The organism is Chelatococcus sp. KU-N122 (assembly GCF_055391085.1).
Genome location: NZ_AP043981.1, coordinates 8,360,993 through 8,382,617, shown reverse-complemented (window position 1 = coordinate 8,382,617; position 21,625 = coordinate 8,360,993). Strand labels below are relative to the sequence as shown.

General features: G+C 66.9%; 17 protein-coding genes and 1 tRNA gene. 14 read left to right on the top strand and 4 right to left on the bottom strand.

The features are described from left to right. The first annotated feature begins 432 nt into the window (after positions 1–432). Complete coding sequence (locus tag ACZ5PO_RS37780) at positions 433–1,977, top strand: 2-isopropylmalate synthase (RefSeq protein WP_464188235.1); 1,545 nt, start codon at positions 433–435, stop codon at positions 1,975–1,977. A 36-nt stretch (positions 1,978–2,013) separates the two neighbouring features. Here the strand turns inward: ACZ5PO_RS37780 and ACZ5PO_RS37775 are convergent, their stop codons facing one another. Then, positions 2,014–2,241, bottom strand: a complete 228-nt coding sequence (locus tag ACZ5PO_RS37775; RefSeq protein ID WP_464188233.1) for a hypothetical protein — start codon at positions 2,239–2,241, stop codon at positions 2,014–2,016. A 170-nt stretch (positions 2,242–2,411) separates the two neighbouring features. Continuing rightward, positions 2,412–3,458, bottom strand: a complete 1,047-nt coding sequence (locus ACZ5PO_RS37770) for a cation diffusion facilitator family transporter (RefSeq protein ID WP_464188230.1) — start codon at positions 3,456–3,458, stop codon at positions 2,412–2,414. Positions 3,459–3,699: 241 nt separating this feature from the next. On the opposite strand from ACZ5PO_RS37770, the gene ACZ5PO_RS37765 reads away from it, so the two are divergent. Beyond that, positions 3,700–3,775: transfer RNA gene (locus tag ACZ5PO_RS37765), tRNA-Lys, on the top strand. 232 nt (positions 3,776–4,007) lie between these two features. Here ACZ5PO_RS37765 and ACZ5PO_RS37760 read toward each other — a convergent pair. Beyond that, entirely contained in the window at positions 4,008–4,958 is a 951-nt protein-coding gene (locus ACZ5PO_RS37760) for a helix-turn-helix domain-containing protein (protein WP_464188228.1), read from the bottom strand. 340 nt (positions 4,959–5,298) lie between these two features. Here ACZ5PO_RS37760 and ACZ5PO_RS37755 point away from each other — a divergent pair, with 340 nt between their 5' ends. The 6 genes from ACZ5PO_RS37755 to ACZ5PO_RS37730 all read left to right on the top strand — a co-directional run bounded on the left by ACZ5PO_RS37755 (position 5,299) and on the right by ACZ5PO_RS37730 (position 13,238). Continuing rightward, on the top strand, positions 5,299–5,703 hold the full coding sequence (locus tag ACZ5PO_RS37755; RefSeq protein WP_464188226.1) for a GFA family protein: 405 nt from the start codon (positions 5,299–5,301) through the stop codon (positions 5,701–5,703). A gap of 349 nt (positions 5,704–6,052) precedes the next feature. Next, on the top strand, positions 6,053–7,201 hold the full coding sequence (locus ACZ5PO_RS37750; protein ID WP_464188224.1) for a helix-turn-helix transcriptional regulator: 1,149 nt from the start codon (positions 6,053–6,055) through the stop codon (positions 7,199–7,201). Positions 7,202–7,510: 309 nt separating this feature from the next. Then, positions 7,511–8,491, top strand: a complete 981-nt coding sequence (locus ACZ5PO_RS37745; RefSeq protein WP_464188222.1) for a glutathione S-transferase family protein — start codon at positions 7,511–7,513, stop codon at positions 8,489–8,491. Between the two features lie 203 nt (positions 8,492–8,694). Continuing rightward, positions 8,695–9,792 (top strand): hypothetical protein, encoded by a 1,098-nt coding sequence (locus ACZ5PO_RS37740; RefSeq protein WP_464188220.1) that lies wholly within the window; start codon positions 8,695–8,697, stop codon positions 9,790–9,792. A 379-nt stretch (positions 9,793–10,171) separates the two neighbouring features. Further along, positions 10,172–12,454 (top strand): penicillin acylase family protein, encoded by a 2,283-nt coding sequence (locus ACZ5PO_RS37735; RefSeq protein ID WP_464188217.1) that lies wholly within the window; start codon positions 10,172–10,174, stop codon positions 12,452–12,454. Position 12,455: 1 nt separating this feature from the next. Further along, positions 12,456–13,238 carry a GntR family transcriptional regulator gene (locus ACZ5PO_RS37730; protein WP_464188215.1) on the top strand — a complete coding sequence of 261 codons (783 nt, stop codon included), beginning with the start codon at positions 12,456–12,458 and terminating at the stop codon, positions 13,236–13,238. Between the two features lie 117 nt (positions 13,239–13,355). Here the strand turns inward: ACZ5PO_RS37730 and ACZ5PO_RS37725 are convergent, their stop codons facing one another. Then, positions 13,356–14,315 (bottom strand): NAD(P)H-dependent flavin oxidoreductase, encoded by a 960-nt coding sequence (locus ACZ5PO_RS37725; RefSeq protein ID WP_464188213.1) that lies wholly within the window; start codon positions 14,313–14,315, stop codon positions 13,356–13,358. A 583-nt stretch (positions 14,316–14,898) separates the two neighbouring features. Here ACZ5PO_RS37725 and ACZ5PO_RS37720 point away from each other — a divergent pair. The 6 genes from ACZ5PO_RS37720 (at position 14,899) to ACZ5PO_RS37695 (ending at position 21,527) form a co-directional block, all read left to right on the top strand. Further along, entirely contained in the window at positions 14,899–15,828 is a 930-nt protein-coding gene (locus ACZ5PO_RS37720; RefSeq protein ID WP_464188211.1) for a LysR family transcriptional regulator, read from the top strand. A gap of 997 nt (positions 15,829–16,825) precedes the next feature. After that, positions 16,826–18,334 (top strand): class I adenylate-forming enzyme family protein, encoded by a 1,509-nt coding sequence (locus ACZ5PO_RS37715; RefSeq protein ID WP_464188209.1) that lies wholly within the window; start codon positions 16,826–16,828, stop codon positions 18,332–18,334. Between the two features lie 78 nt (positions 18,335–18,412). Further along, positions 18,413–19,651: an ABC transporter substrate-binding protein gene (locus ACZ5PO_RS37710; RefSeq protein ID WP_464188206.1), complete on the top strand. Its 1,239-nt coding sequence runs from the start codon at positions 18,413–18,415 to the stop codon at positions 19,649–19,651. A 235-nt stretch (positions 19,652–19,886) separates the two neighbouring features. After that, a complete protein-coding gene (locus ACZ5PO_RS37705) occupies positions 19,887–20,744 on the top strand; it encodes an enoyl-CoA hydratase (protein WP_464188204.1) in 858 nt (285 codons plus the stop codon). Between the two features lie 97 nt (positions 20,745–20,841). Continuing rightward, the gene (locus tag ACZ5PO_RS37700; RefSeq protein WP_464188202.1) at positions 20,842–21,243 is read left to right on the top strand and encodes a type II toxin-antitoxin system ParD family antitoxin; all 402 of its coding nucleotides are present in this window, start codon (positions 20,842–20,844) and stop codon (positions 21,241–21,243) included. Then, on the top strand, positions 21,240–21,527 hold the full coding sequence (locus ACZ5PO_RS37695) for a type II toxin-antitoxin system RelE/ParE family toxin (protein ID WP_464188200.1): 288 nt from the start codon (positions 21,240–21,242) through the stop codon (positions 21,525–21,527). Before ACZ5PO_RS37700 ends, ACZ5PO_RS37695 begins: the two co-directional genes overlap by 4 nt. The last annotated feature ends 98 nt before the right edge of the window (positions 21,528–21,625 follow it).

Below are 21,625 nucleotides of genomic sequence, written 5' to 3'. Positions count from 1 at the left end.
GGCGACGTGTATGCCGGCGTTGTGGGGAGTGCGTGCAAGAAGATTGAGAGCGGGTGGGCGATGGCGGCGGCAGCGCCACGTCTATAGGCGCCTCGACGCCGCCCGTCGAGCCGACGCCGGCATGCCGACGGTCGGCCCTCTTGCCTGGGCGGGTGGTGTCGCGTAAGAGGAGGCCTGCCTTGCGCATCCGCGCAAGCCGTCGCGCATGTGCGCCATTGTCGAGGGACCTGAGCCCGTGACCATCACCGGCTCCATTGCGGCAAGAACCGGCGCGGCCTTCGCGGCCCCGGCCTCGCGCGCGCCCTCGCTCCTTATCGGCCTGCTTCTTAGTCGCCCCTGAGGGCCGGCTGGGCGCATGCCTGGGCTCTCAGGGGATCGTCCGACCCTTGCTGAACCCATTGTTGCGCGCGCGGCGCGCCCGAGGACCCACCGATGACTTCTTCCACCGACCGCGTCGTCATCTTCGACACGACCCTGCGCGACGGCGAGCAATGCCCCGGCGCCACCATGACCTTCGAGGAGAAGCTGGAGGTTGCCGCCCTGCTCGACGCAATGGGTGTCGACGTGATCGAGGCGGGCTTTCCCATTGCCTCCGACGGTGACTTCGAATCCGTCCAGGAGATCGCCCGCCGCACCAAGAATTCCGTGGTCTGCGGCCTGTCGCGCACGGCGCTGATCGATATCGACCGTTGCGGCGAGGCGATCCGGCCGGCGCCGCGCAAGCGCATCCACACCTTCATCTCCACCTCGCCGCTGCACATGAGCGCCAAGCTCAACATGACGCCGGAGGAGGTGCTGGAGGCCTCGATCGCCGCGGTGACGCGGGCGCGCCAGTACACCGACGACGTGGAGTGGTCGTCGGAGGACGGCACCCGTACCGAGATCGATTTCCTGTGCCGCTGCGTCGAGGCGGTGATCAAGGCGGGCGCCACCACCGTCAACATCCCGGACACGGTGGGCTACACCACGCCGCAGGAATACCGCGGCCTGTTCGAGACGGTGCGGGCGCGCGTGCCGAACTCCGACAAGGCGGTGTTCTCCGTCCACTGCCACAACGACCTCGGCATGGCGGTGGCCAATTCGCTGGCCGGCGTGCAGGGCGGCGCCCGCCAGATCGAATGCACCATCAACGGCATCGGCGAGCGCGCCGGCAATGCGGCGCTGGAAGAGATCGTCATGGCGATCAGGACGCGCGCCGACGCGCTGCCCTACGCCACCGGCATCGACACCACCATGCTGACGCGGGCCTCCAAGCTGGTGTCCGCGGTCACCTCGTTCCCGGTGCAGTACAACAAGGCGATCGTCGGCCGGAACGCCTTCGCGCACGAGAGCGGCATCCACCAGCACGGCATGCTGAAGAACCCGGCGACCTACGAGATCATGCTGCCGGAGACGGTTGGCCTGACCAAGAGCTCGCTGGTCATGGGCAAGCATTCGGGCCGCCACGCCTTCAAGGACAAGCTCAAGGCCATGGGCTACGAGCTGGGCGACAACGCGCTGGAAGACGCCTTCCGCCGCATGAAGGACCTGGCCGACCGCAAGAAGCATGTCTACGACGAGGACATCGAGGCGATCGTCGACGAGGAGATCCTGACCGCCCATGACCGGGTCAAGCTGGTGGGCATGCAGGTCGTGGCCGGCACGCGCGGTCCCCAGAGCGCTACCATGGAGCTCGACGTCGACGGCGAGACCGTGAGCGGCGAAGCCGTGGGCAACGGCCCGGTCGACGCCACCTTCAATGCCATCAAGGCGCTGGTGCCGCACCAGGCGGAGCTGGAGCTCTACCAGGTCAACGCCGTGACCGAGGGCACCGATGCCCAGGCCGAGGTCTCGGTGCGGCTCACCGCCAACGGCAATTCGGTCACCGGCCGCGGCGCCGATCCCGATACGCTGGTCGCCTCGGCGCGTGCCTATCTCTCGGCCATGAACAAGCTGATCGCGCGCGGCGTACGCCTGCACGCGACGGCGGCCGAATAGGCGGGCGGCCGGAGGGGCTGCCTGCCGAGGACGGACTCAGTCGCGGCGTTGAGCGCCGCGGCTGGAGGCTGCGCTGCCGCGCTCGTAGCTGCGGATGGTGAGCAGCGCTGCGTCGAAATAGCTCGCTTCGGTGGCGAGGCCGCGCCGACGCAGGTCCTCGGCCCAGAACGTCAGGCACTCCGTCATCGACTTGTCGGCCAGATTGACGTCGGCCGCAGCCACCTGTGCGGCGCGCTTGCTCGGAAATGGCAGGACTTGACCCATTGTCTCGGTTCCCAAGAGCGCTTCGCGATTGGGTGGCCTCACCCAATCGCGAAGCGCTCCAGATTCAAAAGGTTACGAGCATTTCTCCGCCATTGGATGATCCCATCCAGTGGCGAAATGCTCTAGCGGCCGTAGCCGGCCGCCGGGAATCGAAGCAAGAAACCTGCCGCTCAGACGGCGCTGGAGGGCGCCATGGGGCAGGGGTGCGCCGGGTCGCCGGCCTCGAGCTGCAAGGTGGCGTGCTGGACGCGAAAGCGCTGGGCCAGGGCCTTCTGCACGCCGACCAGAAAGCCGTCGTCCAGGCCGGCACCGGGGCGGACGAGGTGGGCGGTGAGCGCCGTCTCGGTGGTCGACATGGCCCAGACGTGCAGGTCGTGCACCTCGGTGACGCCGGGCAAGGTCGACAGGTAGCCCTGGATGCCCGGATAGTCGATGCCGGCCGGCACCGCATCCATCGCCATGCCGAGCGAATCCCTGGCGAGCTGCCAGGTGGTGATGACGATGACGACGGCGATGGCCATACCGATCAGCGGATCGAGCACATGCCAGCCCGTGAGCATGATCAGCAGGCCGGCGATGACCACGCCGACGGAGACGGCCGCGTCCGAGGCCATGTGCAGGAAGGCGCCGCGCACGTTGAGGTCGTCCTTGCGGCCGCGCATGAACATCAGAGCGGTGGCGCCGTTCACCAGGATGCCGATCGCCGCCACGATCATCACCGTGGTGCCGCCCACCTCTTCCGGCGCGCCGATGCGCTGGACCGCCTCCCACAGGATGCCGCCGGTGGCGATCAGCAGCAGCGCGGCATTGGCGAGCGCGGCCAGGATCGAGGCGCGGCGGTAGCCGTAGGTGTGGCTCTCGGTCGGCTGCCGGCGGGCGAGCCAGGCGCCGCCCCAGGCGAGCAGCAGGCCGATCACGTCGGAGAAATTGTGAAACCCGTCGGCGATGAGCGCGACGGAGTTCGACAGGAAGCCGAAGATCAGCTCGGCGGCCACCATGGCGAGGTTGAGCGCCGTGCCGATGGCGAAGGCGCGATTGTTGTCGGGCAGGGCGTGGGCATGGCTGTGCCCGCCGTGGTCATGCCCGCCGTGATCGTGGGCGCCGTGATCATTATCATGATCATGATGATCGTGGCCGCCGTCGGCTGCGGGCGGCTGCCCGCCGGCGCCGGCACGGCGGTCGCGAGCGATATCGGCCTGCGGGTCTGTGCCAGTCATGGGCGGCCTCGTTGCGGGCGTGCGGCGCACGCGCGGGATCGTCGCTCTCGATTGCGCAGCACCATGTGGTCCGCAATCGGCGACTTCAATCATTTTCCCGCGATCGCCGTGTGACGGCGCCGTCGTGCATGCACCTCCTCGCCAAGCAAAAAAACACGCGGTGCCGGGGCCGTATGGGGTGGACAGGACGGGCCGGCTTTGTTAATGACGCCCCCTCCCGGCGGTCCTTCGCCGGAGCGATGGGCGCTTAGCTCAGTTGGTAGAGCAGCTGACTCTTAATCAGCGGGTCGTAGGTTCGAGCCCTACAGCGCCCACCATCGCAGCCTAGAAATCGTCGACTAGTCTCCGCCAGAGACTGCTGAGCAGCGCTCAGACCTGCGTCACGGTTTCCATTCTCAATTCATGAACTGTCCGTCCGCCGCCTGGGTGCGTCCGTAATCTCGCGTGTCGCGGCGTTGTACTTGCTTGCTGTCCTTCGCGGCTCGGCAGTCGCACCAAGCTCACGGCTTCTGCGCTTGCGCTGGGGCGCCGCACGCGGCGCGGACGCGCCTATATGCCCCGCCCTACGGCCTCCCGTGGGGAATAGCCGAATCGCCGCTTGAAGGCGCGGGAAAACGTCGAATGGTCTTCGAAGCCGAGATCCAATGCAAAGGTCCCGATCTTCGACCCGGGAGGCGCCGTGGACAGGCGCCTATGCGCCTCGTCCAGCCGTTCCTGAAGAATGAAGGAGGCGACCCCGCCGTACGGCTCGAAGGCCCGGTAGAGCGCCGAACGCGACGTGCCGAGGCGCCGCGCCAGCTTGTTGGGGCCGAGGTCCGGCGCACGGAGATCCTGGCGGATCAACTTGCGGGCCCTCGCAACCATGATTTGGGAGATGGTGCTTCTGGCTCTTTCCAGGTTGGTCGAGAGCGGCGCGATGCAGGCGGCAAGCAGCGATCGCGTCGCGTCCGCGGCCCCCGCCAGCTCCCGCTCGGACAGCAAGAGCAGCTTGTCTTCCAGCGACAGCAGGTAGTCGACGATGAGCGACGCCATCCCCGCATGGGGGATCTGGGTCGGGGCTCGGTCGAAGGCTGCTGCTTCCTCGCGGAACTGGTCGCGGGGCAGGAAGAGCGTGATCACTTCGCCGTCCTGGCCGTAGCTCTCGAAGGGCCGCGGCAACGAACGAAACCCGACGTTTCGCGTCGTCGCGGCCGCGTCGGCAAGGGCGATGGGCGCAAAGGCCAGGATCCAGTCATCGATCTCCGGGCGCGGCCAATGTCGCCAATGCCGCATCACATTGGGCGGCATGGACGCGCGGGTCAGAGTGAGCCCGTGAAACGTCCATGACGTATGCCGCGCGGGATAGCTGGCGGCCGGGCCGTTGGCGAGGTCGAGATCGAACACCTTGCGATAATGCTCGTGCCAGGCGTCGAATTGCTGGGCAGCCGGTTGGTCACGGGTGTCGAAGCGAGCGGGGGTCAACGGGTGTGTAAGCATCTGCCCGCGCAAGCTGCCGTCCATGCCTCAGCATACCGCAAAGCTCGAGGTATGGCGAACGTGTCCGCCGCGGCGCCAGAGCTTGCCTTCACGGTGCGGCGGCGCCCCCTTGTACCGGGTGCAACGACAGCTCGGCCGTTCCGGGGCGCCCTCGCAAGCCGAGCGCCGCGCCGGCCGGCCTCGACACCGCACCTTCCGGCCGAGCCGCCGGCCGGCTTGCGGCCAATGGCGCGCCGCCCTGTTGACAACCCGGGCGCCGGCGGGTGTCGTCCTACGCGCGTCGTTCGTGCCGGTTGCTCTGTCGCCTTGCGGGACCTGCATGACGGCGCATGGACAAGACACATAATCACGAAGGGATGGACCGATGCGACTCGAGGGTGGGTGCTATTGCGGCGGCGTGCGCTACGTCGCCGAGGGCGAGCCGATGATGAAGGCGCAATGCCATTGCCGCGAGTGCCAGTATATCACCGGCGGCTCGCCCAACGTGTTCATCGCGATGCCGGCCGCCCAATTCAGCTACAGCAAGGGGGCGCCCAAGCCGTTCACGCGCTCGGACATCGAGCGGGCGGTCACGCGCGAGTTTTGCCCCGAATGCGGCACGCATCTGACGACGCGCCCGCCAGCTTTCCCGCTCGTCGTCGTCAAGGTGGGCACGCTGGACGACCCTGCGCTGTTCCAGCCCGACATGGCCATCTACACGGTCGACAAGCAGCCCTTTCACGAGATCGCCGAGGGGCTCAAGACGTTCGAGCGGATGCCGGGCATGTAGGTGGAGAGCGGAGGCGCCTCCAGTCCCAATGGACCGCGCCGATCGCTGCAAGGCCGCGATCGGCGTGGCTATCGTCGAGGCTACACAGGAACAGCTCGCACGGCTCTTCCTGCTCGGCCGTCGAGGTAGAGATGATTGTTGCCTTCGTTAACCGGCGCAAGAAGAAGCTCAATGCTGCGGCGTAACCTTCGGCTGCATGCTCCAACACAAACGTGATCGGGCGCCTGCCGCTCCTCTGCTTGGCTCTTCCGCCGTCATCAGCGTATTCTGCCATAATATCCACCATTCGGTGGAGAGCGGAGAAGGGCGCGATCGGGGCCCTGCGCTCGCGGAGAGGTAGAGGCTGGCGATGCACCGGCAGATGTCGGCCGAGCGGCTTTCGGGCCTCATCGGCGCCATCTATGATTGCACGATCGCGCCGGAGCGGTGGGGCGCGGTCATCGACGACATCCGCCTCCAGTTCGGCTTCGTCAACGCCATGATGAGCGTCAGCACGCTGTCGACGCAGCGTGCCGTCTTCCGGGCCGCGGCGGGGGTCGACTCGGCGGACTTGGCGCGGGCCGCCGCGTACGGCCCCGAGATCCTGGCGCTCTGGGGCGGGCAGGCGCGCATGCACGGCTTTCCCCTCGGCGAGCCCGTCATCCTGTCGCAGACGAACGACAGCGCCGTCTGGCGCCGGAACCGCTACTTTCGCGAATGGGCCGAGCCGCAGGGGTTGCTCGACGCGGTGACCCTGCCGGTCGCCCGCGATGCGACCAAGGTCGGGCGCGTCTCGTTTGCGCGGCATCGTTCGGCCGGCCATATCGAGAGGGATGACATCGCCGGGCTGCGCCTGCTTGCTCCGCACATCTGCCGGGCCGTCGCGATCGGCAACCTGCTCGAGATGAAAGCGGTCGAAGCGTCCACCTTCGCGTCGGCCATCGATGCCGTCGCGATCGGCGTGGTGCTGATCGACCGGCACGCCACGATCATCCATGCCAATGCCGCGGCCGGCGACATGCTGTGCCGGGAGGATCCGATCCTCGCGCGGCAGAAGCGGCTCCGCCTGCGCGACCCCGCTGCGCAGGCCGCCTTCGACACTGCGCTGCTGGAGGCCGGGCAGGGCGAGACGGGCGTGGGACAACGGGCGGCCGCCGTCCCGGCGCGGCAGGAGGGCGGCACGCCTTGCGTGGTCTACGTGCTGCCGCTCGGGCGGGGGAGCATTCGTTCGGAGCTGATGCAGCGGGCGGAAGCGGCGGTCTTCATTGCGCCTGCCGCGCTGCTGCCGCGGCTATCGATCGATGCCCTGGCCGCGCTCTATGACCTGACCCCGGCCGAGGCCCGCGTCTTCGAGCTGATCTGCGAGGGCCGGGTGCCGGCGGAGATCGCTCCCACGCTCGGGATCGCCCTGAGCACGGCGAAGACGCACCTGACCCACATCTTCGGCAAGACCGGATGTCGGCGGCAGGCCGACCTCGTCCAGCTCGCGGCCTCGGTCTCCCTGCCGCTCTCGGCCTGAACCCGGGTCTGCAGGCAGGCCGGCTCCCTCCACGATCCCGCGCGCTGCACGGCGGCGGTCGTTGCCGTAGTCCGGCCGTCAAATAACAATGGCGGCTTCGGCTATTCTCAGCTTGCGCGATATTTCATCAGGCGTCTCTTTGACAGAGATGGCCTTCGAGGGGGCCGTCGCCGCCAGATCACGGCTGCCTCCTTCGATCTCCGGTCGCATTCTCAAGTAGAATGCAGAAAAAGCCCGGGGTCGGAAAGCCGATTGCGCCGTCGGCACAGCGCTCTACAAAGGGCGCAACACTGCACGGGAGGACAGAGCATGGCCGCATCGTATCGTCTCTTCGGATCGGAGCTGTCGCCTTATTCGGTGAAGGTTCGCTCCTACCTGCGCTACAAGGGCATCGCTCACGAGTGGCTGGTCCGGGGCCAGGACACGGCCGCCGAGTTCGACGCGCTCGCCAAGCTCCCGCTGATCCCGCTCCTGGTCACGCCGGACGGGAGAGGCCTGCAGGACTCGACGCCGATCATCGAGGCGCTCGAACGCGATCACCCCGAGCCGGCGATTTATCTCGACGAGCCCATCGCCAATTTCGCCTCCACCGTGATCGAGGAGTACGGCGACGAGTGGGTCAACAAGCCGATGTTCCACTACCGCTGGTCCTACGACGCCGATGCACGATCGGCGGCGGCGCGCATCGTCGCGGCGTCGATGCCGGCGCTGTCCGCGGCCGAGGCTGCGCGAGCCGCCGAAGCGATCAGGACCAGGATGGTGGGGCGGCTGGCATTGGTCGGCTCGTCGGCCGCAACGGCGCCGATCATCGAGGCCAGCCTGCGGCGCCTGCTCGACATCCTCGATCCGCACCTGCAGGGCCGCCCCTACCTGTTCGGCGGCCGGCCAGCGCTGGCGGACTTCGGCCTGTTCGCGCAGCTCTACGAATGCGCGACCGATCCCACCGCCGGCACGCTGGTTCGCGCCGCGCCGGCGGTCTCGGCCTGGATCGAGCGCATGCTCGACCCCGTGGCGGAGGGCGCTTTCGCGCGCTGGCGCGACCTCGAGCCCACGCTCGGTCGCTTGCTCGACGACGAAGTGGCGGCCGTGTTCCTGCCCTGGAGCCATGCCAACGCACGCGCCCTCCAGGCGGCGGACGCGACGATGACGGTCGAGCTGCCGGGCGGCACGTTCAGCCAGGCGCCGCAGAAGTACCACGCCCGCTCGCTCGCCGAGCTCGGCCGCAAGTACGACGCCTTGGCAGACAAGGGACAGCTCGATGCGCGCCTGCGCGCTGCCCTCGATGGCTGAGTTTTGAGACGGATCTAGCTGATCGCGGGCGTCAGCACCGGGACCAGGACCAGCGCGGTGGTGACGGTGGTGACGACGGCGTAGAAGGCGGTTTTGACGGTCATGATTTCGGCCCCCGAGTTGATGTTTACCGGAGTAAAGCCGCGGCCGGCGGGCGGCTGTGCGTGCGCGCACACGGCTGCGGCGGATGGCGGGAGGGAGCGATGATGGTGGACGAAGCGGAAGGTGCCTCGGCAGCGCGGACCGAGCCGGACGGCCCGGCGTTCGCCGCCGTCGAATTCCTCTACCATTCCTACCTGACCGGGCTCATCCTGATGCTGGTGTCACGGGCCGGCACGGCGCGGGCGGCCGAGGTGGTCTTCCGCACTTTCCGCCGCCAGCAGCTCGCGCGCTTTCTCCCGGGGCTGCGCAAGCTGGGGCTCGCCGATCTGCCGCATGCGGTGGCCTGCGCCCAGTATCACTACCTGTCGAACCAGGTCGGCGGCGTGAAAGTCGAGTACGTCTACGAGAGCGACCGCAAGGCCTGGGTGCGCTATCCGCCGCCGCGCTGGATCTGGTCGGGCACTGCCATCTGCGGCATCCCCTCCGAGGTGTCCCGCGCCATGCTGCGCGGTTGGCACGCCAACAACGGCGTCGTGCTGAACAACCCGCGGCTCGGCTTCGTCTGCACCGGCCAGACCGTCGACGGGCAGCCGGGCCTCGAAGGCTACTACAAGGAATGGGACCACGAGCTGGCGCCGGAGGAGCGCCTGCAGTTCTCGCCCGGCGAGCGCTGCCCGCCCTTCGATGCCGCCGCGGCGCCGCGCCTGTCGGACGCGAACTGGCCGCAGGAGCGGCTACAGAAGGTGCTGCGCAACTACGCCATGGAATACATCACCTCGATCGTGCCCGAGACGGTCGCCGTCCTCGGCCCGGAGGAGGGCGGCCATCTCGCGGGCGCGGCCGCCCGGCTCGTCGGCATGCATTGTCTCGACACGGTGGCGGACATGCTCGGTGGCATCGCGCCGGGGCCCGACGGATTTGCAGCGGCGCTCCTGCGCCTGGCGCGAGGGCAAGGCGACGATGCCGTCTTGGACGAGGCGGCGGGCTGTCCCGTCGTTCGTCAGACCACCTGGCGCCTGATGGAGGAGCGCACTGCGCTCGCGCCGGCCGTATTCGATGCCTGGAACCAGCTGTGGGTGGGGGCCGCGCTCGGGCACGACCGCTTCCTCACCGTCGACGTCAGTCGGCACCGCGACCGCGGCGATCCCTGCTGGGAATGGCGGATCGGATCGGCCCGGCCGGCGCGCTCCGAACCTTAGCCGCAGGAACAGCGCTGCTCTTTTACCGACGCGGCGTAGACCGCGCCGCGCAGGCCTTACTGAAGGGAACGAACCGAACTCGCCGCCTTCATTAGCTGATCGCGGGCGTCAGCATCGGCACCAGGACCAGGGCGGTGGTGATGGTGGTGACGACGGCGTAAAAGGCGGTCTTGACGGTCATGTTCGGCCCCCCGAGTTGATGAATTGAGGGATAGAGGCGCAATCGCCCCGCCGATGTGCGCCGACGCACCCCGCTGACCGTCGCGGTGGCGCTGGCCGAGGCCGCCATCCTTAGGCGCCCGGATGTCCCATCGACACACTCGCCCGCTTGCGAGCATATGATATATCCTTAGCCGATCGAGCGGCGAGGAGCGTTTCCATGGGTGCAGACGCAGCGGGCGCGACGGCGGGGGTCGATATCTGGCGCGATGCCTGGGGCATCCCGCACATCAGGACGCGCACCATGTCCGACGCCTTCACGGCGCTCGGCTTCGCCCACGCGCAGGACCGGCTCTGGCAGATGGAGGCGCTGTTGCGCCGGGGCACGGGGCACTACGCCGAATGGCTCGGCAAGGGCGCCGTCAAAGCCGACATCCTGGCGCGGCAGCTCGATACCGCGGCTGCATCGCAGCGCGACTTTGCGGCTCTCGGCGGCGAGGCGCAGGCGATGCTCGTGGCCTACGCCAGGGGCGTCAATGCCTTCGTGGCCACGGGCTACCGGCCGGTCGAGTATCGCCTGCTCGGCGCCGAGCCGGTGGACTGGCAGCCCTGGCACTCCATCGCGGTGATGCGCCAGATCGGCTTCCTCATGGGCTCGGTGTGGTGGAAGCTGTGGCGTGCGGCGGCGCTACCGATCGTCGGCGCCGAGGGCGTCGTCCGGTTGCGCTACGAGGACGGCGGCAACGAGCTCCTGTGCCTGCCGCCGGGCGGCGAGACGGGCCCGTTCCTGGCGGCCATGGCCGACCTCGAGCCGGGTCTCGCAGCACTGCTGGCGCAGGCGCCGGGCGACGTGACCGGCGGCAGCAACAATTGGGCCCTCGCGCCGGAACGCACCGCCACCGGCCGTCCGCTCGTCGCCGGCGATCCCCACCGGGTGCTGGAGATGCCCAACATGTATGCGCAGGTGCATCTCGCCTGCGACGACTTCGACGTGATCGGCCTGACCGTTCCGGGCGTGCCCGGCTTCCCGCACTTCGGCCACAACGCGGCGGTGGCCTGGTGCGTCACTCACGCCTTCGTCGATATCCACGACCTCTACGTCGAGCGCTTTTCCGCGGACGCGCAGACATGCCTGTTCCAGGAGCGCTGGGAGCCTGTGCGCCGCCGCCGCGAGCGCATTGCCGTGCGCGGCGAGGCGGACGTGGAGGTGGACGTGGTCGAAACGCGGCACGGACCGGTCGTCGCCGGCGATCCTGCCTCCGGCACGGCGCTCGCGCTGCGCTCGATGCAGTTCGCCGAAACCGATCGTTCCTTCGATTGCATGATCCCGATGCTGCGCGCGGGCAGCGTCGAGGCGCTCTACGAGGCTACGCGGCCGTGGGGCATGATGGATCACAATCTGGTGGCGGGCGATACCGGTGGGCGCATCGGCTACCGGGTGCGCGCCAAGGTGCCGAAGCGGCCGCGCGCCAACGGCTGGCTGCCGGTGCCGGGTTGGACCGGCGCGCACGAGTGGGACGGCATGGTGCCGTTCGAGCGCATGCCCGCCGCGATCGATCCGGCCGGCGGTGCCATCGTCACCGCCAACAACCGGGTCGCGGCCGAGGGGGCGGACTACCTTTCGACCGACTGCATGCCGCCCCACCGGGCGCGGCGCATCTGGCAGCGTCTGGCCGGGCTGGGGCTGGCTACGGTCGACGATATGACGGCGATGCATCGCGACATCGAGACCATCCCCGGCCGCGAACTGCGGGAGCGGCTGCGTCCGCTGTCGCTGGAAGCGCCCGCTGCGGCCGCCCTCCAGCGCCGTATCCTCGATTGGGACGGGCGCATGGCGCCGGACTCGGAAGGCGCCAACGCCTACGTCGCCGTTCGCCTGGCGCTGACGCGGCTGGTCACGCAGCGCAGCGGCCTCGCTGCGGTGGCCGCGAGCCCCTATGCCCAGGTGCCGCCGGGCACGGTGGCGGAGAACCAGCTGTGGTGGGCGGTGCCGGGACTGCTGCGCGCCGGCGACGAGACGCTGCTCGGCGGCGCCTCCTGGGACGAGCTGCTGCGGCAGGCGCTGGACGAGGCTGCGGCCTTGGAGCCGCAGGCCTGGGGGGCGGTGCATCGGCCGCGCTTCACCCATCCGCTGTCGGCGGTGTTTCCGGACCAGGCGGCGGCGCTCGACCGGCTGTCGGAGCCGGTGGGCGGCGACAACGATACGATCTTCGCCACCGGTTGCGTCGCCACCATCGGGCCACGGGCGGTCTATGCGTCGCTGGCGCGCTACGTCTTCGACGTGGGAGCCTGGGAGAACTCGCGCTGGATCGTCTTCCACGGCGCCTCGGGCGAACCCGGCAGCCCCTGGCACCTCAACCAGAATGCCGCGTGGGCGGCGGGCGAGATGGTGCCTATGCTCTACGACTGGGCGGCGATCGCCGCCGGCGCTGTCGACCATCGGCGCCTATCCATCGGCGACGGCGGTGTCTCTGCGTCGGATGTCGAAGCAACGGAGCCATGAGATGCTCGACGGACTGGCCGTCAGCCGCGAAAACCTGACCACGCGCGTCCACGGCCAGCTCCGGGAAGCCCTGATGGCCGGCCGCTTCTGGCCGGGGCAGCGGCTGCGCATCCAGGAGCTTGCGCTCGCCATGGGCGTGAGCCAGACGCCGGTGCGCGAGGCGATCATGCAGCTGGTGCGCGAGGGCGGGCTCGAGATGCGGTCGAGCCAGGCCATCACCGTCACCCGGCTGTCGGTCTCCCGCTACAAGGAGTTGCGCGAGGTGAGGCTCCTGCTCGAGGGGCTCGCCACCGAGAAGGCAACGTCGCTGCTGACCTCGAACGACCTGGCGCGCCTCGACGAACTGCACCGGCAACTGGTGGCGGCGGAGACGAGCGCCGACTACGAGGCCGCCACCCTCACCAACTTCCACTTCCATTTCCTGGTTTATCGGGCCTCGCACATGAGCGACCTGGTCTCGATCCTCGAAGGCATCTGGCTGCGCAACGGCCCCCTGCTGAAGTTCCTCTATCCGCACGCCCCGCCCACCTATCCCGGCACGCACCAGCACATCGTCCTGATGGAGGCGCTGCGCCGGCGCGACGCCGCCGCCGCCCGCCAGGCGATCCAGGACGACATCCTGGAGGGCGGCGCCCGGCTGGTCGAGCTGATGGAGAAGATCGAGGCCGGCGGCGCGGTCATCGTCGATGCGCCCGACGGCGGCATCCAGCTGGATTTTCCGGCGCCGAGCCGGCGCAAGCGCAGCCCGGTGCGGCAAGGAGCGGGGCGAGCCGCTGATTCTTAGCGCCTGCGAGACACGGTTTGCTCGAGCGTTTGGCCGACCCCTCTCGCTGACCACATCAATGCCGGAGTTGCTGTTCGCCGGGCGGTCGCGCCGTTGCGTCCGATCGTGCGGACCGAGCTAGCGCAAGTTCGAAAGCTGCGTCACGGCCTCCCAGAACTCGCTCACCGTCTGACGCACGATGTCGCCAGCGGGCTTGACCTTGTCGATCAACACCGCGCTTTCGCCGCAACCGACCAAGGCCTGGCCCGTTTCCCCTTCATAGAAGAGCCGCTTGGTGTCTCCTGCATAAGGATTCTTCTTGTGGCCCGCCTCGCCGCGGGCGACGGCTTCGGCGAAGGGCGTGCGGGCGGCACGCATCCTGGGAATGATGGGCAAGCCCATGTCGATGTCCAAGACGTCTTCGGCGTCGACGATGGCCTGCTTGTAGGCGTCGTGCCAGGGGCACTCCGTCGAGGTGATGAAGCGGGTGCCCATCCACACGCCCTCCGCGCCCAAGGCAAACGCCGCAGCCATGCCGTAGCCGTCGACGATACCGCCGGTCGCTACGATCGGTATGGTGAGGCGCCGACGCGCCTTCTGCAGGAGGGCGAACGTGTGCAGACCGTTGGAGCTGTGACCGCCCCCCTTCTCTGCGCCGCCCAGCACGACGCCGTCCACGCCCACATCTTGTGCGCGCAAGGCTTCGTCGAGCGAGTCCGTCAGGTGATAGGTCGTGACCCCTGCGTCCTTGATCCGCTTGATGTGGCGGGCCGGGTCACCGTAGCCGGTCGTGATGAAACTCGTCCTGCCATCCAGCGCCCAGTCGAGAACCGCCGCTTCACGGTCGGGTTTCGCGGCCAGGATCGGGATCATCAGGTGCAGGCCAAAAGGCCGATTGGAGCGCGCGCGCACCAGGTCGAATTCCGCTTGCATCTCCGCCATGGGCATGTGGGCGGTTTCCATCAGGCCGACGCCACCCGCGGCCGAAACGGCGCCCACGAGCGCTCCCCGCGAGATCAACCCGATGGGCGCCTGGAAGATCGGGAACTCTGTTCCCGTATGCTTGGTAACGCGATTGCCTTCAAACGAATGAGCCATGGCTCCTCCTATTGGACCAATCATCGACGGGCAGCATCGTCTTATAGTTATGCTTTGCGTGCGTGCCTTGAATATTGCTGGGGCGACACTTGATAGCGTCCGTCATACGTTCAACGTTGAGAAGATCGATCATACGGGTCCACATGCGCGACTCCGCTTGCTCACCCGCGCGTTCGGTGCGCTCACTGAATCGAAATAGAGCAAGAACTCCTCTCTTATTCGTAACATAAGATATGTTATTGAATCTTGATGTTGTCCAGCGCGATCGACGCCGCGTCGGCGAGAGGAGCTGACTTTTAATCAGCGGGTCGTAGGTTCGAGCCCGGCAGCGGTCGTCATTGCGAGCCGGCCCGTCGGCGCAATATATTACCAAGCGGTCGTATAATATCTTGAAAGTCGTTTGGCCGTTCACGGGCTCACACCGACATGCAGGGCGTTGTCCTGGGAGTGCGAAGGATCGTGATCATCCAGCCAGGCGGGGGGGCCGAAGCGCCGTTCTCATAGCCCTGGCGCACACGGGGAGTAGCCGCGGAATGACCTGCCTTGCCAATCATGCTCCTCTCCTAGCTCGATCGGACGTGCCGTGCTGGACCGTCGTTTAGTCCATGTCGTCGCTGCCGCCCGCGAGGGCTCCTTCTCGCTTGCGGCCGAACGCGTCGGCGTGACTCAGTCTGCGATAACCAAGAGCATTGCCGATCTCGAGCGCAGCTCGGGTTTTCTGATTTTCAACCGGACCGCACGCGGCGCCGTATTGACCGAAGACGGGCGCGTGTTCGTGGAGCGCGCCGCACGCCTGCTCGAAGACGCCACCGACCTTTTGCGTGGCGGGTCCATGGGCCAGGATCGCTATGCCGATATCCTGCGTATCGGCGTGTGCCCTGCATCCATCGAATGGCGACTGCTCGACCCGCTGACGCTGCTTCTCGCGCGCCACCCGACCATTCGCCTGGAGGTGAGCGGATCGAGCTTCGACCGCGTGGTTCAGCAGCTTCGGACGGGCGGCGTGGATGTCGCGCTCGGCTTCGACGCAGCGTTCAGCGAGCAGCCCGACCTTCGGCCCGAGGCTCTCCCGCCGCTTCGGACAACACTGTTTGCGCGCCGAGGCCACCCCATTCTGCAACGCGACCCCGTGACGATCGCCGATGTCGCCGCTTATGACTTTGTCTCGCCATCCGCTTCACGGCCCTATGGCTCCCGGATCCGGGAGTGGTTTGAAAGCCAGGGCTTCAACGCTCACCAGAAAATTCACGTCATTGATTATTTTCCTATCGCGAGCCGCATTGTCGCCACGACCGATGCGATTGGCGTGATCGCGGTGCAGTTCACGCGGTCGGATGCGTTCAGGCGCCGCTTCGCGCGGGTCCCCTTCCTGGAATCGCTCCCTCTGGAGCCTCTCTGCTGCGCCGTGCGGGCGCGATGGGAGCCCCGCCCGGCGGTGCGGGCCTTCATCAAGGCCTGTCGCGAATCGCTGCTTCAGCCGGAAGCAGACGATCTTTCGCAGGTGCGAGACTAAGCAACGGCATCGTGGCGGTCCCACCTCGACCGTCCACGCCCAGCTGTCCTGAGCCTGCCGCCGCAGGAGGCTTTCGGGTTGGCAGCACCGGGAGAGCCATTCCTTTGAGGAATAACTCTGCGCCTTAAGGAAATTGACCGAAGGGCCCGCATCGCGAGAATCGAACGGATGCGGCCACGTCGGCAGGACTCGATCGGCCGAGATTCGCGATCACGAACCCTGGAGCTCCATCACCGCCGGACGGACAGAAGCGATCGGCGAAGCTTTGGCGCTGTCGGCAGAGCGACCGATGCGTGGGCAAGGCGCTGCGTCGTGCGACACAAGAATACCGGGAATCATTGGGAGGAAGAGATTGGGGTACCTTCAGATTACGCGCGAAATGCTTGCCGTAGTGGCCGTTCATAAAATGACTCAGGAAGAGAACGAAGCGGCACGGGCGCGATGCGGAAAAATGGCGCAGAACGGGGTGTTTCGCCCGATGCCGTGGGCCAGATGGTTCTCCGGGCGATCCAGGACGATCAGCTCTACATCCTGACAGACCGCTACATGGCAACACTGATCGAAACGAGAACAAAGGCGCTGCTCAGAGCCCTGCCTCCGGAGTAATCCTGGCCGCGTTGTCGGCTCGTCTTGGGGTCGAGGGCTTTGCGCGTCGGGTTGGTTTGCCTTGATGCGAGGCGCCGCACGCCAGTAGCCATCCGACCTCCGGCCGCAACAGTCCGCGCCCGCATGACGGCGCTGGCTGATCTTGCGTTCAGCCCGACCGCAACGGATCGCCGGTCAGCGCGTCGGGCTTCGCACGACCAGCAGGCACCAACGAGATCCTGAAGCCCATCGTCGCAAAGGACGTGCTTTGACTGTCTCAGGCGCGCCGACACGACCGATGACAAACGAAAACGGGGATGGAACGATGAGAGTAGGTGACTCACGCGACGAGCAGAGGGAAGCGTCCTCCGAGCCGCGGCGTGCCTTGGGACGGATGGTCGTCGGGAGCATCATGACCTCCGCGGCCCTGAACTTTCGCGACCGCGAGGCCTTCCTGTGCGCGGGAACGGGGCGGCGCATCACGTTCCGCCAAGCGAACGAGCGCTGCAATCGCCTGGCGAACGGCCTGACCCACGCCGGCCTTCGCAAGCCCGATGTCGTGGCGTTCCTCTGCAACAATCGCTCCGAGCTCCCCGAGATCTACTTCGCGCTCGCCAAGCTCGGGCTCGTCGGCATACCGCTCAACTATCGCCTGGCACCGGCGGAGATCATTGCGCTGGTCAAGGAGATGGACGCCAAGACCCTGGTCTTTGCGACCCGCTTCCTCGCGGCAGTGCAGCAGGTCAAGGAGGCGGCGCCGGGCATCGAGCACTTCGTGGCGATCGGAGATGATCCGCCACCATGGGCACAACCCTACGAACAGCTGCTGTCCTCCGTGACTGCGGACGAGCCGCATGCGGACGTGCAGGAGGCGGACGCCTTCTACTTCAATCTCACCTCCGGCACCACGGGCCTGCCGAAGGCCTATACCCTCACGCACTACAACAACGCGACCATCGGCCCGATGTTCGCCTCGTACGATGCAACGTCGCGCGACACGTTCATGACGATCTTCCCCGCGTTCGGCCGCGTCGGCTACGCCTGGATTGCGGCCGGGCTGATGTTCGGCGCCCGCAACATTCTGATGGATTTCGATGCGGCCGAGGCGCTCCGCCTCATCCAGGACGAGCGGGTCACCCTGTTCAACGCCGTGCCAACCATGGGCGCCATGCTTCTTGGCGAGCCGAGCCGACCGTCGCGCGATCTGAGCAGCCTGCGCGGCGTCGTCTTCGCCGGCTCCGCGTTCCCTGCGCAGCTCCGCGAGCGCATCACGCGCGAGCTCTGCCCGCACATCTACGAGTACTATGGCATGCAGGAGAGCGGCGCGCTGACGGTGAGCACGCCGGCGCACCGCGAGCTCCATCCGAGCTCCGTCGGCGTTCCGATCAGCTTCGCGGAGGTGCGGATCGAACGGAGCGACGGCTCGCTGGCGGCACCCGACGAGCCCGGCGAGATCGTCGGGCGGTCGCCCGGATCGGTCACGCAATACTTTCGCAATCCCGAAAAGTCGGCCGAGACGTTTCGCGACGGGTGGGTGCATACGGGCGATATCGGCTCCATGACCGAGGACGGGTTTCTGTATGTGAGAGGGCGCCTCAAGGACATGATCATCACCGGTGGACAGAACGTCCACGCAGCGGAGGTGGAAGAGGCGATCCTCAGCATGGACAACGTGGCCGATTGCGCGGTGTTCGCGCTGCCGGACGAGTTCTGGGGCGAGCGCGTGGCGGCGTTGATCGTTCCGTCTTCACCGTCGGGCGCGGCGCCGAGCGCCGAAGACGTGGAGCAGTTCTGCCGCCAGAAGCTGGCCGGCTTCAAGATTCCACGCGCGATCTACTTCGACGACGCGCCTCTGCCGCGTACGCCGACAGGAAAGGTGCAGAAATTCCTGCTGGTGGAACGCTTCGGGCGCACGGGCTGACGCTGCGCCCCGTCGCGGCCAAAACGTGCCGCCGGCCCAAGCGCGCCGCCGGCTCAAGAAACAAGGGAGGAGATCGACATGTTCTTCATTTGCCGGACGCTGCGGCGCCGCATCGAGCTGACCGGTGCGGCGCTGGTCGGCGCCCTCTTGCTTTCGGCGTCGGCCTTCAGCCAGTCGGCCAGTGCCAGCAAAGGTGAGATCAAAGTCGGAAACTTCGCGCCGTACAGCGGTCCGGCCTCCGCCTACAGCGCGATCGCGAAATCGGAGGCCGCCTACTTTCGCATGCTGAACGCGAAGGGCGGGGTCAACGGCCGCAGCATCAACTTCATTTCCTATGACGACGCCTATTCCCCACCGAAGGCGGTCGAGCAGGCTCGCAAGCTCGTGGAAAGTGATGGCGTGCTCTTCATCTTCAGCGGTGTGGGCACCCCGAGCAACACCGCCATCATGAAATACATGAACGCGATGAAGGTGCCGCAGCTGCTGTCCTCGACCGCGGCGAGCAAGTTTGCCGACCCGAAGAACTTCCCATGGACCATGGGTTGGGGAGCCGCGCCCTACAACATCGAGGCCGCGCTCTACGCCAAGTACATCCTCGACACCAAGCCGGACGCGAAGATCGCGCTTCTCTATCCCAACGACGATTTCGGACGCGACATGGCGGTGGGCTTCAAGAGCGCGCTGGGCGACAAGGCCTCGAAGCTCATCGTCGTCGAGGCGACGCATGAGACGGCAGATGCCTCGATCGATACGCATATCCTCAAATTGAGAGCTTCAGGCGCCGATGTTCTGGCCAATTTTACCACGCCTCGATTCGCCGCGCTGACAATCCGCAAGGTCGCCGAGCTTGGCTGGAAGCCGATGCATATCCTCGGGGCCGTGAGCAACTCGATCACCGCCGTTCTCAAGCCGGCCGGTCTTGAGAACGCCACGGGCGTCATCAGCATGCAGTTCTTCAAGGAGCCGCTCGATGCGCGTTGGAAGGACGACCCGGGCGTGCGGGAATATCTGGAGTTCATGGACACCTGGTATAAGGAGGGTGACCGTGGACTGAGCATAAATGCGTTCGGCTACGCTGCCGCGCAACTTCTCCAAGAAATCCTCAGGCGCAGCGGCGACGATCTGTCTCGCGACAACATCATGCGGCAGGCGACAAGCCTGGAGAATGTCACGCTCGGGCTGCTCCTCCCGGCCATTACGATCAATACCAGTCCCAGCAACTATGCCGCGCTCACGCAAGGCCAGATGGTGAGCTTCAACGGGGAGAGTTGGGAACCCATGGGACCGGTCGTCGGCGTCGATCCGGCCCAAAGGTAAGCTCGCGCGCGATTGTCGTCCGCCCCAAAGCCCGGAGCGCCGGGCGGTCTGCCGGAGCATCGGAGCCAGGCGTGGGCGCCGGCCCTTGGAGCGGTCCAATGCCAGGACAAGGAGCTGGAACGGCTCCTCGCGTGGCATGGATGGTCGCGGGGGGCTGATGGGAACACGGCGACCAGCGGGCCGGCAGCAGTTCGCGTCGGGTCGACCAAGCCTCGCAACACCAGTGGAGAAAGAGATGTCGAACTTTCAGTCGCTCCTTTATGACGTGCCGGAGCCGGGAATTGCGCGCATCACCCTGAACAGGCCGAACACGGCCAATGCCCAGGACACGCAGCTCCTCTATGAGCTGAACGATGCGTTCGACCAGGCTGCGCACGACGACGACGTCCGCGTCATCGTTCTGGCCGCCAACGGCAAGCACTTTTCCGCCGGCCACGATCTTCAGGAGACCGATGGTCATGCAGCCATGCGGGAGCACAAGACCGTCGCGCCCGTCTGCGGCTTCGGTTGCGCTGGTGCCGAAGCGCAGATGACGCGAGAGGAGGAAATCTACTTGGGCTTCTCCGACCGCTGGCGCAACATCCCCAAGCCGACGATCGCCGCCGTGCAGGGCAAGTGCATCGCCGGCGGCCTCATGCTGGCCTGGCCGTGCGATCTCATCATTGCGGCCGATGATGCCGCGTTCGCAGACCCGGTCGTGAGTTTCGGCGTCTGCGGCCACGAGTACTTCACCCATGTCTGGGAGATGGGCCTGCGCAAAGCCAAGGAAATGCTCTTCACGTCCGACGAGATCGGAGCCGAGGAGGCGCTCCGGCTCGGCATGGTCAATCAGGTCGTTCCGCGGGCGGAGCTCATGGAGGCGACCATGACCATGGCGCGCAAGATCGCGAAGAAGTCACGCTTCGCCTTGAAGCTGACCAAGCTCGCGGCCAACGGCGTTCAGGACGCCCAGGGGCGCGAGATCGCGATGCGGAACGCCTTCCATCTTCACCAGCTCGCCCACACGCATAACCTGAAGGTATTCGACATGCTGATCGACCCGACTGGCCTACCTGAGGCCACGCGGAAGGCCTTGGGCTCTCGGCGGCCCTGAGCCGGGGGCGACGGATCGGGCCCGGAGCGGTCTTCAGCGGGTCGCGAGGACGAGCCGCTGGAGAAGGCCCGGACCGTCCCGCCATTGGCGAGGTAGCATGCGAGGGCAGGCGCCGGCGCAGCGCCGACGTGAGGTGATCGTCGCCCCGCGGCGCTCGTTGGACTTCGGTATGATTTATTCATACATTATGCCTTCGTCGTCGTCGCGAGATTTCATCATGTCCACGATCGAGAAGCGCACCGTCAGCCTTCCCGCTGAGCATGCCGCCTTTATCGACGCCAAGATCGCCGCTGGTGACTATGCCTCGACAAGCGAGGTGGTCCGGGCCGGGTTGCGGGCGCTGAAGGAGCGTGATGAGGCCATCGAGCGCTGGCTGCACGACGAAGTCGCCGCGACCTTCGATGCCATGGCGGCGGAGCCGACACGCGCCATTCCAGCGGACAGGGTCTTCGCCGACCTTCGCGCCCGCGACGCGGAGCGGTTCAAGGATCGGCGGTGATCCGCCGCGCGGTCGTCTTTGCGCCCGAGGCACACGCCGACCTGCGGCATCTCCATGACTGGATCAGCGAGGCGGCATCGCCGGCGATCGCATCGCGTTATCTTGAGCGCATCGAAGCTTATTTACGCGGCTTCGATATTGCCTCGGAACGGGGAACGGCGCGCGACGACATCAGGCGCGGCCTGCGCACCGTCGGATTCGAACGCAGGCTGACGGTCGCCTTTACCGTCGATGCCGAGCGCGTGACGATCCTGCGCATATTCTACGGCGGCCCGAATTGGTGATGACATTCGCGGCGGCAAGCGTGGCCCGCCGGCGACCTCAATAACGTGGCGTTGATGGTCGGCGGGAAAGCGGGCGAACGCTGGACTCGGAAGATATA

Bases quoted from the DNA above. Each gene is read 5' to 3' on its own strand.
- ACZ5PO_RS37780 (WP_464188235.1), top strand. From the start codon at position 433: ATGACTTCTTCCACCGACCGCGTCGTCATCTTCGACACGACCCTGCGC.
- ACZ5PO_RS37775 (WP_464188233.1), bottom strand. From the start codon at position 2,241: ATGGGTCAAGTCCTGCCATTTCCGAGCAAGCGCGCCGCACAGGTGGCT.
- ACZ5PO_RS37770 (WP_464188230.1), bottom strand. From the start codon at position 3,458: ATGACTGGCACAGACCCGCAGGCCGATATCGCTCGCGACCGCCGTGCC.
- ACZ5PO_RS37760 (WP_464188228.1), bottom strand. From the start codon at position 4,958: ATGGACGGCAGCTTGCGCGGGCAGATGCTTACACACCCGTTGACCCCC.
- ACZ5PO_RS37755 (WP_464188226.1), top strand. From the start codon at position 5,299: ATGCGACTCGAGGGTGGGTGCTATTGCGGCGGCGTGCGCTACGTCGCC.
- ACZ5PO_RS37750 (WP_464188224.1), top strand. From the start codon at position 6,053: ATGCACCGGCAGATGTCGGCCGAGCGGCTTTCGGGCCTCATCGGCGCC.
- ACZ5PO_RS37745 (WP_464188222.1), top strand. From the start codon at position 7,511: ATGGCCGCATCGTATCGTCTCTTCGGATCGGAGCTGTCGCCTTATTCG.
- ACZ5PO_RS37740 (WP_464188220.1), top strand. From the start codon at position 8,695: ATGATGGTGGACGAAGCGGAAGGTGCCTCGGCAGCGCGGACCGAGCCG.
- ACZ5PO_RS37735 (WP_464188217.1), top strand. From the start codon at position 10,172: ATGGGTGCAGACGCAGCGGGCGCGACGGCGGGGGTCGATATCTGGCGC.
- ACZ5PO_RS37730 (WP_464188215.1), top strand. From the start codon at position 12,456: ATGCTCGACGGACTGGCCGTCAGCCGCGAAAACCTGACCACGCGCGTC.
- ACZ5PO_RS37725 (WP_464188213.1), bottom strand. From the start codon at position 14,315: ATGGCTCATTCGTTTGAAGGCAATCGCGTTACCAAGCATACGGGAACA.
- ACZ5PO_RS37715 (WP_464188209.1), top strand. From the start codon at position 16,826: ATGACCTCCGCGGCCCTGAACTTTCGCGACCGCGAGGCCTTCCTGTGC.
- ACZ5PO_RS37710 (WP_464188206.1), top strand. From the start codon at position 18,413: ATGTTCTTCATTTGCCGGACGCTGCGGCGCCGCATCGAGCTGACCGGT.
- ACZ5PO_RS37705 (WP_464188204.1), top strand. From the start codon at position 19,887: ATGTCGAACTTTCAGTCGCTCCTTTATGACGTGCCGGAGCCGGGAATT.
- ACZ5PO_RS37700 (WP_464188202.1), top strand. From the start codon at position 20,842: ATGCGAGGGCAGGCGCCGGCGCAGCGCCGACGTGAGGTGATCGTCGCC.